Annotated in this window: 14 protein-coding genes; 9 read left to right on the forward strand and 5 right to left on the reverse strand. The window is 39.5% G+C overall.

The genetic code is table 11. The features are described 5' to 3' along the window. Positions 1–114 precede the first annotated feature (114 nt). Positions 115–792: a lytic transglycosylase domain-containing protein gene (locus tag JOC77_RS21605; protein ID WP_338047218.1), complete on the reverse strand. Its 678-nt coding sequence runs from the start codon at positions 790–792 to the stop codon at positions 115–117. 41 nt (positions 793–833) lie between these two features. Continuing rightward, the gene (locus JOC77_RS11690) at positions 834–1,412 is read right to left on the reverse strand and encodes a CYTH domain-containing protein (protein WP_204543469.1); all 579 of its coding nucleotides are present in this window, start codon (positions 1,410–1,412) and stop codon (positions 834–836) included. Between the two features lie 184 nt (positions 1,413–1,596). Here JOC77_RS11690 and yjbM point away from each other — a divergent pair, with 184 nt between their 5' ends. From yjbM to JOC77_RS11705, 3 genes are read left to right on the forward strand one after another with little or no spacing between them, the layout of a single operon-like run. Next, positions 1,597–2,229 (forward strand): GTP diphosphokinase, encoded by a 633-nt coding sequence (gene yjbM / locus JOC77_RS11695; RefSeq protein WP_204543471.1) that lies wholly within the window; start codon positions 1,597–1,599, stop codon positions 2,227–2,229. A gap of 27 nt (positions 2,230–2,256) precedes the next feature. After that, positions 2,257–3,051, forward strand: a complete 795-nt coding sequence (locus JOC77_RS11700; RefSeq protein ID WP_204543473.1) for an NAD kinase — start codon at positions 2,257–2,259, stop codon at positions 3,049–3,051. A gap of 12 nt (positions 3,052–3,063) precedes the next feature. Continuing rightward, entirely contained in the window at positions 3,064–3,990 is a 927-nt protein-coding gene (locus JOC77_RS11705) for an RluA family pseudouridine synthase (RefSeq protein WP_239558733.1), read from the forward strand. 413 nt (positions 3,991–4,403) lie between these two features. Here JOC77_RS11705 and JOC77_RS11710 read toward each other — a convergent pair whose 3' ends face one another. Both JOC77_RS11710 and prpE read right to left on the reverse strand, forming a co-directional pair. Beyond that, positions 4,404–4,892, reverse strand: coding sequence for a CarD family transcriptional regulator (locus JOC77_RS11710; protein ID WP_204543475.1), 489 nt, complete (start codon positions 4,890–4,892; stop codon positions 4,404–4,406). Positions 4,893–5,029: 137 nt separating this feature from the next. Further along, positions 5,030–5,770, reverse strand: a complete 741-nt coding sequence (gene prpE, locus JOC77_RS11715) for a bis(5'-nucleosyl)-tetraphosphatase PrpE (protein ID WP_204543477.1) — start codon at positions 5,768–5,770, stop codon at positions 5,030–5,032. A 356-nt stretch (positions 5,771–6,126) separates the two neighbouring features. On the opposite strand from prpE, the gene mgtE reads away from it, so the two are divergent. The 3 genes from mgtE (at position 6,127) to JOC77_RS11730 (ending at position 9,411) form a co-directional block, all read left to right on the forward strand. After that, the gene (gene mgtE, locus JOC77_RS11720) at positions 6,127–7,500 is read left to right on the forward strand and encodes a magnesium transporter (RefSeq protein ID WP_204543479.1); all 1,374 of its coding nucleotides are present in this window, start codon (positions 6,127–6,129) and stop codon (positions 7,498–7,500) included. A 270-nt stretch (positions 7,501–7,770) separates the two neighbouring features. Beyond that, positions 7,771–8,547 (forward strand): enoyl-ACP reductase FabI, encoded by a 777-nt coding sequence (gene fabI, locus JOC77_RS11725; RefSeq protein WP_204543481.1) that lies wholly within the window; start codon positions 7,771–7,773, stop codon positions 8,545–8,547. Positions 8,548–8,670: 123 nt separating this feature from the next. After that, positions 8,671–9,411 (forward strand): CotO family spore coat protein, encoded by a 741-nt coding sequence (locus JOC77_RS11730; RefSeq protein ID WP_204543483.1) that lies wholly within the window; start codon positions 8,671–8,673, stop codon positions 9,409–9,411. 605 nt (positions 9,412–10,016) lie between these two features. Here JOC77_RS11730 and JOC77_RS11735 read toward each other — a convergent pair. Beyond that, complete coding sequence (locus tag JOC77_RS11735; RefSeq protein ID WP_204543485.1) at positions 10,017–10,628, reverse strand: CotY/CotZ family spore coat protein; 612 nt, start codon at positions 10,626–10,628, stop codon at positions 10,017–10,019. Positions 10,629–10,748: 120 nt separating this feature from the next. On the opposite strand from JOC77_RS11735, the gene JOC77_RS11740 reads away from it, so the two are divergent. The 3 genes from JOC77_RS11740 to JOC77_RS21735 all read left to right on the forward strand — a co-directional run bounded on the left by JOC77_RS11740 (position 10,749) and on the right by JOC77_RS21735 (position 12,999). Continuing rightward, on the forward strand, positions 10,749–11,108 hold the full coding sequence (locus tag JOC77_RS11740) for a DUF1360 domain-containing protein (protein WP_204543487.1): 360 nt from the start codon (positions 10,749–10,751) through the stop codon (positions 11,106–11,108). A gap of 609 nt (positions 11,109–11,717) precedes the next feature. Next, positions 11,718–11,987, forward strand: coding sequence for a hypothetical protein (locus tag JOC77_RS11745; protein WP_204543489.1), 270 nt, complete (start codon positions 11,718–11,720; stop codon positions 11,985–11,987). Between the two features lie 58 nt (positions 11,988–12,045). After that, positions 12,046–12,999 carry a glycosyltransferase family protein gene (locus JOC77_RS21735; protein WP_204543490.1) on the forward strand — a complete coding sequence of 318 codons (954 nt, stop codon included), beginning with the start codon at positions 12,046–12,048 and terminating at the stop codon, positions 12,997–12,999. Positions 13,000–13,074 lie beyond the last annotated feature (75 nt).

A 13,074-nucleotide genomic window follows, 5' to 3' on the forward strand; every position in this document is an offset into this window, starting at 1 on the left:
GGATTAAATAAAATGACCCCGGTACAATACCGGGATCATTTATTAGCAGCATAGGGCCTTTTTATTAAACTGTCCATTTTAGGGGTTACAGTTCAAGGGTGGCGGGCATCTTAATTAAGCGTTATAGAAATTCATGACCTTTGCTACATAGTTTTGAGTTTCTTTAAAAGGGGGAATTCCGTTGTACTTATTCACATTTCCCGGACCGGCATTATAGGCTGCCAAAGCCAATTCATTGTTTCCGTTATATTGATCAAGCATCTTGCGCAAATATTTGCTTCCCCCCATGATATTTTCATAAGGATCCAAAATATTATTTACGCCGAGCTCCCGGGCTGTCCCAGGCATAAGCTGCATCAATCCCGAGGCACCAGCAGGGCTTGATGCAAGGTGGTCAAAATTAGATTCCTGTTTGATAACAGCTTTAATCAGCTTTGAGGGAATATTATATAAAGCAGATGCTTCATCGATGATCGAATCAAATTTCCCGTTTGCAGACTCTTTTAACTTAACTGGTGCCATCAGAGGAGGCAGAGAAGGAGAAAAGCTTAATGCATGGCTGACTTGTGTTTTTTCTTCAACCATCTCTATAATATTTTCCAGAGTATTCAATGTTTTTCCAAGCATGGAACTGCCTTGTGATGGATCTTTGCTTTGTTCGTTTAAAAAACTTCCTAATAACTCCTGAAATAAGCCGGCTGTTGTGGATTCAGCGCCGTTTTTTGATTGATTTCCGGACAAATTTTGAAGGGAATGAATATTTAGTAAGGATTGCAAATCCTGAATCTTCACGGAATCACCGCCTGTCAATTTATACATTCTATAATTAAGCTCTAACGGCCAAATTTTGCTTGATAAAATCGTTTAACTTTATTTTCGGCTGCTCTTGCAGGAATGTTTAGTGTTTTTAATAATTGGTAAAAATTGCTTTCTCCCTTTTTGAAATCCTGCACTTCATATTCTAATTCATAATCCTCATTTCCTAAATAAGTACTATGATCAAATACAAGGATCCCAGCTTTGTATGGAACCTCCGCTCTAGCCGTTCTAAGAGTTCCAAAGTACTCCAGTTCAACTGGATTAATATGCAATGATTGAATAATCCGATAAACAGCTCCATTTGGAATAACGCCGCCTTTAATGATATTTCCTGCTTTTTCTTCTGCCAATGGTTCGTGGGATTCCAGTAAGCCATGATCAGCAGGCTGTTTTAAGGTGAGTGTAAAGTTTCCTTTTTTATGGCGGATTCTAAGTGCACATCCCTTTTCTTTTAGCTGAAAAGAAGGCGTATCGAAATAATGATTTTCCTGGACGATAAAATCTTTTTCTGAAATACCAAAGTGTTGAACCGTATGTTTAAATTCCTTCTGGGTAAGCAGATTTTTAAACTCTATTTCCAGCTCCTGATTCATGTGATTTCCTCCGGACATTAAATATAGGGTAAGCCATATACATTATCCCCTTCAGAAATAGAAACATCAATCCTTATGAAACAAGATAAGGATATGGTAAAATAATACCGTCTAATTAGCTGCTGTTAACAATGTAAAAAGCGAAAAGAAAAGAAATAGAATGGGTATAATGGCAGGTGGGTATATGAAGCACTGGGACGAATTTCTATCCCCGTATAAACAGGCAGTAGAAGAGTTAAAGGTAAAGTTGAGAGGCATGAGAAGCCAATTCGAGCTGGAAAACAGCCACTCACCAATTGAATTTGTGACTGGAAGGGTAAAGCCGATAGCAAGTATACTGGACAAAGCAAACCAAAAAAACATTCCCCTTGAAAAACTGGGCAGCGAGCTTCAAGATATCGCTGGACTCCGGATGATGTGTCAATTCGTTGATGACATTAAAGGAGTCGTTGAGCTTCTAAGAAAGAGAAATGATTTTGAAATTGTCGAAGAGCGCAATTATATCTCTCATAAGAAAAAAAGCGGGTATAGATCTTATCATGTTGTGATCAAGTACCCTGTCCAAACCATTAACGGGGAAAAAAAGATACTGGCAGAAATTCAAATCCGGACATTGGCTATGAATTTTTGGGCAACAATAGAGCATTCTTTAAACTATAAATATAAAGGCCAGTTTCCTCAGGATATAAAAATGCGCCTGCAAAGGGCAGCAGAAGCTGCTTTCTGGCTTGATGAAGAAATGTCGTTAATACGTTCAGAGATAAAAGAAGCACAAAGGGAGTTTTTAAGAAAAACAGACAGCAAGAACCAAGAATAAATTGATTACATTGAAGGGTGGGAGTCCATGAAGTATGCAATAACATCGAAAGGCGATTCCAAATCAAATACGCTTATGCATAAGATGCGGACATACCTTAACGATTTTGATTTACAATATGATGAAAACCAGCCGGATATGGTAATATCTGTCGGCGGGGATGGAACATTGCTGTATGCCTTTCACCGTTATAAGAACAGGCTGGACAAAACAGCATTTGTTGGAGTACATACAGGCCATTTAGGGTTTTATGCGGACTGGACTCCGGATGAAGTGGAAAAACTGGTTATCGCCGTGGCGAAAACACCTTTTCAGGTTGTTGAATATCCTTTGCTTGAGGTTATTATCCGCTATCAGCATGCAGGTAAAGAATCAAGATATCTCGCCTTGAATGAATCAACTGTAAAATCAGTTGAAGGCACGCTGGTTATGGATGTAGAAATCCGCGGCCAGCATTTTGAGACTTTCAGAGGTGATGGCTTGTGTATTTCCACACCATCAGGGAGCACGGCATACAACAAAGCATTAGGAGGAGCGATATTACACCCCTCCATACCGGCCATTCAGCTTGCGGAGATGGCATCTATAAATAACCGGGTTTTCAGAACAGTCGGGTCTCCGCTTGTCCTCCCGGCACATCATACCTGCATGTTAAAGCCTGTTAATGATGTAGACTTTCAAATTACGGTAGATCATCTAACTCTTTTGCATAAGGATGTTAAATCCATTCAATTTAGAGTGGCAGCAGAAAAAATTCGATTTGCCCGTTTCAGACCATTTCCTTTCTGGAAGAGGGTAACAGATTCATTTATTAGGGAGTAGGTATAAGTGGCCATGCCCGAGGAGAAGATGACTGGAACGCCATTTAGTCTGGAATGGACAGTCCAGGAATGTGATAGTGGAAAGCTGCTTCGTGATTTTTTGGGAGAACAGCATATATCAAGGTCATCACTGACAGATATAAAGTATAACGGCGGCAGCATTTTAGTCGGACAAGAAGAAGTGACGGTCCGTTATGTATTAAAAACAGATGACAGGATAGAAGTGATTTTTCCTAAAGAACAAATAAGCGCGGGTTTAACAAAAGAAAACCTGCCGCTTGATATTATCTATGAAGATCATTATCTGCTAGTAATTTCTAAGCCGCCTTTAATGAACACAATTCCATCAAGAGACCGGCCGGCAGGAAGCATTGCCAATGCACTTGCTGGTTATTATGACAGAACTAACATCTCGTCCACCATCCATATAGTAACGAGGCTCGATCGAGACACATCGGGAATTATGCTCGTAGCCAAGCATCGACACGTACATCATTTATTGAGTGAGCAGCAAAAAAAAGGCTCTGTTAATAGATATTATGAAGCAATCGTCGAAGGAGTTATTCCGGAATCAACCAGGATGATCAATGCGCCTATTGGCAGAAAAGAGACAAGCATTATCGAGCGAGAAGTACGAGAAGATGGCAAACCAGCCTGTACAACCGTTGAGGTCCTCGAAAAGCTTCCTTGTGCCACTCATATCTTACTTAAGCTCATGACAGGCAGGACTCACCAAATTAGAGTCCACATGTCACACATCGGTTATCCTCTAGCGGGTGATGATCTGTATGGAGGAAGCCGGAAGCATATTAAAAGACAAGCACTCCATTGCAGTAAGCTAGCCTTTTACCATCCCTTTCTAGAAAAAGAGTTAACGTTTACAAAAGAACTGCCCCAGGATATGAAAACATTGATTGAGGATTTACGGAGCAGGAGCTGACTATTTAGGTTTGTGCTGCTGTTCCAGTTTCGTGGTTTATTCGGTGCTGGGGCAGCGCTCAGATGATGGATTTAGCTGAGCAATAAATAAGTAGAATTGCGGTACAATTAATAGAACCAAACCGAATTGATGTGGGTATATTCGGTTTTGGCGCATATTTTGAAGATCGGCGCATTTAATTCTAAAATGCGCTCATTTTTTTTAACAGTGTAATTGATGCGGCGCTGCAACTAAATCAATAGCAGAAAGTACCAAAGAGGCAGCGGCTCATTTATTGCGAAAAACGCTGCTTTTTTGAACACAATTTATCATGCCGGCTTAGCTGAAATTCCTCCATTTTTATATACAAAAAAACAGACCATATGAGATAGAGGTCTGCCGGTTATTGCGTATGAAGTTCAGGTGTATCCATTTTATAAAGCTGTGTTTAGAAGTTCTGCAGCCTGGTTATTGGATATTCCTTTAATGAATTGAAGCTCACTGACTAAGAACTTGCGTGCTTTTTCGAGCATTTGTTTTTCGCTCGGGTTCAGTGCCTTTTCTTTGTTGACGAGCATCAAGTCGCGGACAACTTCAGCGCCATCCTGCAAATTGCCTGTTTTCATTTTGTCCATGTTTGTTTTGTATCGCTGTTTCCAAGACAGGGAAGTATCCCTTTCGCCGTTTTTAAATATAGTTAAGACGTTATCCATAGCAGGTGAGTCGGCAACAAAACGAACACCTGAGGTAGAGATTTTACTTTCAGGAATCATCAGCTGCATATCATTCACCGGGAATACAATGATGAAATATTGCTCCTTCTTGCCAAGAATCTCTTTTTCTTCCATCGATTGAATAACACCCACGCCTTGCATTGGATATACAATGTTATCTCCTACTTGATACAAAGAATCCACCTCCAAATTACCTTCTTTGTTAATTATATCACATATTTCACTTTCTAACAAATTTTATATAATACCATATTTTTTGAAGGGATGTCAATGAAATTTGTGGATTTTTTAGCCGTTTTTTTGACTTAAAGCCATCAATCCATGCACTAGGTTATTTCTCTGAATTTCTCCGGTATATACGGCATGGTGGATGGTACGGATACTAGTGTCCGTTCAGGATACCTTAGACATGTGAGCTCTCCGCCGAAAACGGCACCTGTATCGATATTGTATGAATTATTCACAATTCTAGCTGTTTTAACTGGGGTATGACCATATACGATGAGAGCCTCTCCCATATAGTTCTTAGCCCAGTCCCGCCTGACAGGTGTGCCGTCCGGATTGGTTTGCCCTTTGATATCTCCGTATAGGACAAACGTTTTAACTTTGGAATTTGCTTTTCCTATGAAATCTTCACGTATGCCAGCATGGGCGATAATTAATTTGCCCCTATCGAGGACCTGGTACAAAGGTGACTTTTCATATAGCTCCCTAAACTTACTGCTTATGTTTTGCTTTTTTGGTTTTGGCAGGCTTTCGTATTCGGCTGCAGTCGTTTCAAGACCATGAACGATTTTTACGTTATTGCCTTTGAAAAATCGATAAAGTTTATCACAATGATTTCCGGGTACATAGTAAGCGTTATTGTGATTGATAACTAGCTGCCAGACTACTTCGACAACCTTTAGTGATTCAGGTCCCCTGTCCGTAAGGTCTCCCACAAAACCTAGTTTTCTGTTTTCGGGATGTTTAGGCAGTCCGTCTTCCCACCGGTAGCCAAGTTTAACAGTAAGCCGGTAAAATTCATCAAAGCAGCCATGGATGTCTCCGATGATATCGATTTTCACTCTTTTGCCTCCTAAAAGGATAATATATTCTCTTTCATAAGAGCCATATGCTGGATGCTGTAAAAAAGCAGCTTCCGTTTTTGTTATAAATATTATAATATCTTAGCGTGAGGTTTTTATCCTGGATGACTATTTGGTATTGTAAAAAAGTACGTTTGGCCAAAAAAAACGGTCTGATCATCCGAGAGGGTCGTGAGCACCGTCCTTTTTTAAAGTTCGGCAGGAGAAGTCTGCTGACGAACGTAAGTACAGATGGTAGATAAACTTCCTGGCAGATTAAATAATTTCGCAATAATTCATATTGAAGATATAGACAATAACTTAGAATCGTGTGTTTATGAGAGGAGGGGAATGTGATGGCTGAACAGAAGGAGAGATTAGAGGAGCAGACTAAAGAAAAAATGATGCTGGATGCGCTGGAGAATGGCCATATTGATTCCTTTCGTAATGAATTTATGGAAATGCACCCGTACGATCAGGCTAAATTCTTTGGCCAGCTTGAGGAGGAGTTAAGGTCAAAGGTCTATCATTACCTGTCTCCTGAAGAGATGGCTGCCCTTTTTGAAAATCTTAAATCAGAAGAAGAGGAATATAGTGATTTCTTATCAGAAATGAGTCCAGCCTATGCCGCGGATATGCTTTCTGAAATGTATGCCGATGATGCGGTAGATGTATTAAATGAATTGGATAAAGAGCAGGCTATCAGTTATTTAACAATTATGGACAAGGAAGCGGCAGCTGAAATCAAAGAGCTGCTTCACTACGAGGAATATACGGCTGGAAGCATCATGACTACGGAATATGTAGCTATTGCTGCAAATCAGACAGTTCGGTCAGCTATGTATATTTTAAAGAATGAAGCTCCTGAAGCTGAAATTATCTATTATCTATTTGTTATAGATGAAGACAAAAAATTGGTAGGCGTTATTTCTCTAAGAGATTTAATAGTTGCCGATGACGATACGATGATCCACGAAATCATGAGTGAACGGGTTGTAGCGGTTTCTGTAAGTGAAGACCAGGAAGAAGTAGCAAGGAAAATGAGGGATTATGACTTTCTGGCAATGCCGGTTGTTGATTTTCAGAATCATTTAATGGGGATTATTACAATCGACGATATTGTGGATGTAATGGAAGAAGAGGCTTCAGAAGATTACTCGAAGCTTGCAGGGATGCCTGATATGGACCATGCAGATAAAGGTGCCTTCTCAGCTGCTAAAAAAAGGCTGCCCTGGCTTGTTATTTTGTTATTTCTGGGTATGTTTACAGCGAGTTTGATTGGCCGTTTTGAAGATACATTAAACCAAAAAGCCATTCTGGCTGTCTTTATGCCATTGATTGCAGGGATGGCCGGCAATACTGGGACACAGGCCTTGGCGGTCGTTGTACGGGGGATTGCAACTGGAGATTTGAGGACCGAGAGTAAATGGAAGCTGATTGCAAAAGAAGGCGGAACGGGCCTCTTGATTGGCCTCAGCTGCGGTGTGCTGGTCACTTTTGTTGTGTATTTCTGGCAAAATGATTTTTACCTGGGACTGCTTGTTGGAACAGCTATCATTGCCACTCTTTTTGTTGCTACATTGGCTGGCTCTTTAATTCCGCTTATTATGCATAAGATGAATATAGATCCGGCAGTTGCATCCGGCCCTTTTATAACAACAATTAATGATATTATAAGTGTTTTAATTTATTTCGGAATGGCAACCCTGTTTATAAGTTATTTAAAATGATCCGCAGGTCAGGCCTGCGGATTTTTAATTCAAGCTCTGTTAAACTTGGCTGTTGATTGCAGCGAGAGGCACTCGCTTTTTCGCGGGCGGTCCGGGATCCTCCTCGGTGTATACTCAAAATGCCAAAATCACCAGTGAACCGTAACACGAGTTAATTAATTGGCGGATTAATACCTTCAAAGCGAAAATGCTTTTTTCTTTTATAAAAGTTGTATATAATAAATTTAGGACTAGGTACTAATAACTTGTTATAAAATAGGAGGATATCATATGGGCTTCTCTTTAGAAGGAAAAACATACGTAGTAATGGGCGTTGCCAATAAAAGAAGTATTGCCTGGGGGATTGCACGTTCGCTGCATACGGCCGGGGCTAAATTAATTTTTACATATGCAGGAGAAAGGCTTGAAAAAAGTGTCCGTGAATTATCAGACACTTTGGAGGGGGGGAAATCCCTTGTTATTCCTTGTGATGTAACCAGTGACGAAGACATCCGCAAGTGTTTTGAAGAAATTAAAGCGCAGGCAGGTGTAATCCATGGAATTGCCCACTGTATTGCTTTTGCTAATAAAGAAGAATTAACAGGCGAATATATGAATACTACCCGGGATGGTTTCCTTCTGGCTCAAAATATAAGTTCTTATTCCTTAACAGCCGTTGCCAAAGAAGCACAGGGGTTAATGGCTGAGGGAGGAAGTATCGTTACATTGACTTACCTGGGAGGAGAGCGTGTAGTCAGCAACTACAATGTCATGGGAGTTGCAAAAGCCTCTCTTGATGCGAGCGTTAAGTACTTGGCAAATGATCTGGGACCAAAAGGCATTCGTGTAAATTCCATTTCAGCCGGGCCAATCCGTACGCTGTCTGCAAAAGGCATTAGTGATTTCAATTCCGTCCTGAATGTTATTGAGGAGCATTCACCGCTTCGAAAGACTACTACTCCTGAAGAAGTGGGTGATACAGCTGTCTTTCTATTCAGCGACATGGCCCGCGGTATAACAGGTGAAAATATCCATGTAGACTCGGGTTATCATATTTTATCTAGATAATATTGAAACGGCGGCAGACTAGAGGTCTGCCGTTTTTCTTTTTGTCATAGGATAAGCTGACCCTGAATAGGATGTAGGAAGAAGCATGCCCTTTTGTGCATATTCAGGTAAGGAGGGAAGGTAATGACGGAAAAGAAGGATGTCCGAGAACAAAAACCTTTCATGTATATAGTTCAGCCAAAACTGGCTCCGCCTAAAACTTCAGTTCAATCCGAGATTAGAATAAAAAAGACACACCATGATGAAATAATTGAAGTGGAAGACATTCAAGGGCCATTACAAACTTTGCAGAGTGTCCCAGCTAAATCTGAAGAAGCGATCGAAAGCTCGCAGCAGTTACCAGCAGGGATTGAAATTGACTATATAGATGAATCTGTTATAGAAGCCGAGCTGCAAGTTGACAATGTAACTGTAACTGAAGAAGAAAAAGATATTGATGAAATTAACGTGATCAGCATAGCAAAAGCAACAGAAATCCCTGAATTATTGGAGCCTCAGGAGCTCACAGTTGAAGACCCTCAAGGGTTAAATGGCCATACTGATGCAGCGCAGGAAGAAGTAACGTTCCGAGTAGTCCATACCAGTGAAGCACTTGAGACAGAAAAAGAAGAGAAAAAAGGACCGCGCAAGAAAATTGCAAAGAAGTTTACAGATATGTCGACAGATGAGCTCCTTGAATATTTAATTAGAATCCCAAGAATTGTGCCTAAACCCTTTTGTGAAATAAAAATTAATGGAAGAATTATTAGAGGACAAATTGAAAAGAAGAAGGGCGACACGATCTATATAAGGCCTTCTTATGGCATTAATTTAATTGCAGCCACAAAAGAGGATATTGAATATATTACATTTTTAAACTTTTAACCTAAATTGTATGAAGAGTGTTTTCTATAGGAAATACTCTTTTTTTCTTGCGGCTTTCGATTTAAAGGGGACTTGCACTGCTTATCCATCTTTTTTCCGAAAAATAGGTGTTTTGTCCAAACACTTCAATGAAACAAGCCATATATATAGTATTAGAAAAAGAGAAACTTCCGCTAAAGGTAAGGGTCAGACAACTTTAGGTGTAGGCTTATTTATTTAAGTGATGAACCCCTATCCTAGTAGGATGAAGCACGATCAACGAAATTTAATGAAAAAAACCGAGGCTGCTATCCTCAGGTTAGGTGCTAAGTAAACATGAATCCTTGTGGTCCTGGTCATAGGAGACTCAACATCAACAAGTCAAATGAATAAACCGAGGCTGCTATCCTCAGGTTAGGTGTTAAGTGAACATGAATCCTTGTGGTCCTGGACATAGGAAAATCAACATCATCAAATCAAAGGGAAAACCCAGAGGCTGTCATCCTCAGGTTAGGTGCTAAGTGAATATTAATCCTTGTGGTCCTGGTCATAGGATGAATCAACATCAACAAATCAAAGGAAAAAAACCCGAGGCTGCTATCCTCAGGTTAGGTGCTAAGTGAACATTAATCCTTATGGTGGTCGTGGTCGTCATGGTCGTGATCATGGTCATGATCATGGTCTTCAGTTGTCATAGCGTCAGCTTTTATAACTGTAGTTGCTGGCAGGCAAGTTACAGAGCAGAAGCAGCTAAGATCTACAGTAATACAAATGCCAGTAGATAGTAAAGGTTCGTCAATGTCACCAACAATGGTCTGAACCTTTCCAACTAAAGTGTTTTCCTTAGCAAGATGCTTTCTGTCTTCAATTAAGCAAGGTGTGGTTAATATCTCAAGAACTGCACAGCAGTTTTCGGCATCCACATCTACTGCTTTAAAGACTGTTGTTTCAAATGGAACCAGCTGTGTATAAGGTGTTCCTTTATGCTTGGGTTCTCTGCGAAACCCGATGCCAACAAATGGAAGGCCGGTGCTCTTGCTGGTAATCATAACCGGAATTGTATTGAAGGGGCTTCCGCCGCCTATTTTTCCACCGCCAAGTAATTCAATTATAGATTTATTGCAGCTTGTTGAACAATTCGCTTCAGTCTCAGGATTAACTTGGTCCTGCGCTTCAACAATTGCTAATAAAGTATCGCATACACAATTTGAAGTTTCAAAATTGGAACCGCAACTCATGGTTTCTCCTCCTTGGTAAAAGTTAATATTTTCATTTATAGACTATGAAAATGAGGATAAGGTGGTATAAGTCATTCGCCCATTTTTTTCAATTTCTTATTTCTTAAGGAGTTTTCATTTATGCTTTTAGACGTGAATTTGTGGCTTTTATTCATTATAGGTTTGGCTTCTTTCAGATTAACAAGGCTGCTTGTTTTCGACAAAATCACCGAATTTATCAGAGCGCCTTTTTTTGATGAAATAACAGAAACAGATGAACACGGCAATGAAGAGGTGTATATAATACCTAAAAATAAAGGGCCTAAGAAATTCATTGGAGAGCTGTTAAGCTGTTTCTGGTGCACAGGAATCTGGGTCAGTGCCTTTTTATTAGGGGTTCATTATTTTATACCGGTTCTTGGAGATCCGTTCATATTAATTTTCGCCGTAGCTGCAATAGGATCTCTGCTTGAAGTAATAAACATGAAACTGCTGGGCTAGTAAATGAAACAAGAAAGATTTGAGAGTCATAATGTAGATTAAATACCATAAGGGGGATTATAATATGGAGAAAAAAGCAGCGTATTCACATCTCGAGAAATTTTTAGCAAAGCAAAAGCCAGTAAAAATTAAAAAAGATGACTGCGGATGCGGCAAGAAAAAGAAATAACATAAGTACTGTCTCTCTTGGAGAGGCAGTTTTTTATTTAGATATAAGGAACAAAACACGAGCCTTAAATAAATTCGTTCTATTATATAGGAAACGGTGAGACTTTAAAATGATCCTTATCGGACAATTTCTTACGGTGAGTTCAAATGCACTTATTAAACGATCCAGCAGTTTCTTTGCGACTTTCTAACTCTTTAGACATCTGCAAAAAAACTTCTATATAACATAACCTTAATTAAATTTCAGTTCAAAATTTTTTACATAAAGTAGAAATTTGTATGGAAATGTTACAGAGCCATTCTCCATGCATAGGCTTGTTCATCATTATTTTAAATAAATACAAAAAACGGGTACTCATCCAAACATTTATTTTTTTAAAACATATAAAAAGATAGAGCGGTAAATAGCTCAATAAAAGAATAAGAAGGGAGTTTTACAGAATGTCACATACTTTTCCAGGATGTTTCGGAGATGGTAGAAGAGCAAGACGATTTTCTTTTAGAGATTATCTGGTTTACCTTTCTCGCAGACAAATTATCATCGACGAAATCATAATTGGTGACGATGAAGGAGCAAGCGAAGCATATAATGGTGGTGTAATTACTTTTGTAGGCCAAGACTTTATCATTTTTGACCAGGTAGGATCTGCAGGGGTTGGCAATCTTTCGGTTCCAATAGATAAAATAATCGGCCTAGTTCCACGGATTTAAAGATTTGGGAGGTACCTGCTGTTGCAAGGACCTCCTGTTTTTAATAGGAGGAATTAATGTGAGTCATGCTTTTAACCTTTTGTTTACCACGAAAAGATTTACTAACAAAGCTGAAAAAAGTACGGAGTATTTAATAGAGGAGCTCTCAAAGCAGACAAATTTAATGATTTGGGATAAAGACGGCGATATACAGGATGTGCTGCAAAGCTTACCTCATCAGCCCCATTTTATTTTAATGAATGATTATAAACCGGATTATAGTCCATACATAAATGGACTGCCTTCAACATCTATTCCTTATGGCTGCCTTATGCACGACCTGCAATACCGAAAATCTGCTAGAGCCAAATATATAGAAAAACAAAATATAAAATATATTTTTACCATTTACAGAGAGGCTTCCTTAAAGTATTTTCCACAATTTCGTAACCGCATGATTTGGTTCCCGCATCATGTTCCACTGAATGTATATAAGGATTATTCACTCACAAAAGATATAAACTGGCTGATGGCAGGAGCCTTGTTTGACCACATTTATCCGGAAAGAGCCGCCATGTATGAAAAGATGAAAAAGGAGCCAGGCTTTGTTTATTTGCCTCATCCTGGATACAAGGATATCCGCTCGAAATCCGCCTTCCTGCTAGGGGAAGATTTCGCAAGGGCAATTAACCGTTCCAAGATGATGATCACCTGCGATTCCATAGAGGGATTTCCTGTTCTTAAATATTATGAGGCTCTTGCATGCAATACTCTGTTACTAGCGACTCCTTCCAAAGAATTGGAGGATCTGGGTTTCATAGATGGAAAAACATTTGCCGCTGTTAATTCTTCTAACATCCTTGAGAAAGCCTATTATTATTTAAACCATGAAGAAGAAAGAACAAAAATGGCTCATAACGGCTATGAATTAGTGAGAGAAAAGCATTCAACTGAACGGAGGTCAAAAGAATTGGTCACGTTCCTTCAGGACATCATTCAGGGAAGACGGGTAGGCACGCTTGCCGATTATTAGTAATAAGCGTAAATCAGACTTTTATTCTTTGCAATAGCCTTTTTTCTATTTCTAGGTATTCAAACTATACCGTAC

It is taken from the genome of Peribacillus deserti, from assembly GCF_016909175.1.
In the GTDB taxonomy this organism is placed as follows: Bacteria; Bacillota; Bacilli; order Bacillales; family DSM-1321; genus Paraperibacillus; species Paraperibacillus deserti.

What these genes read in the sequence shown, in the direction of transcription:
- JOC77_RS11735 (WP_204543485.1), bottom strand. Translation starts at nt 10,628, where the DNA reads ATGAGTTGCGGTTCCAATTTTGAAACTTCAAATTGTGTATGCGATACT.
- JOC77_RS11705 (WP_239558733.1), top strand. Translation starts at nt 3,064, where the DNA reads ATGCCCGAGGAGAAGATGACTGGAACGCCATTTAGTCTGGAATGGACA.
- JOC77_RS11700 (WP_204543473.1), top strand. Translation starts at nt 2,257, where the DNA reads ATGAAGTATGCAATAACATCGAAAGGCGATTCCAAATCAAATACGCTT.
- yjbM (WP_204543471.1), top strand. Translation starts at nt 1,597, where the DNA reads ATGAAGCACTGGGACGAATTTCTATCCCCGTATAAACAGGCAGTAGAA.
- JOC77_RS11730 (WP_204543483.1), top strand. Translation starts at nt 8,671, where the DNA reads ATGACGGAAAAGAAGGATGTCCGAGAACAAAAACCTTTCATGTATATA.
- JOC77_RS11690 (WP_204543469.1), bottom strand. Translation starts at nt 1,412, where the DNA reads ATGAATCAGGAGCTGGAAATAGAGTTTAAAAATCTGCTTACCCAGAAG.
- JOC77_RS11745 (WP_204543489.1), top strand. Translation starts at nt 11,718, where the DNA reads ATGTCACATACTTTTCCAGGATGTTTCGGAGATGGTAGAAGAGCAAGA.
- fabI (WP_204543481.1), top strand. Translation starts at nt 7,771, where the DNA reads ATGGGCTTCTCTTTAGAAGGAAAAACATACGTAGTAATGGGCGTTGCC.
- JOC77_RS11740 (WP_204543487.1), top strand. Translation starts at nt 10,749, where the DNA reads ATGCTTTTAGACGTGAATTTGTGGCTTTTATTCATTATAGGTTTGGCT.
- mgtE (WP_204543479.1), top strand. Translation starts at nt 6,127, where the DNA reads ATGGCTGAACAGAAGGAGAGATTAGAGGAGCAGACTAAAGAAAAAATG.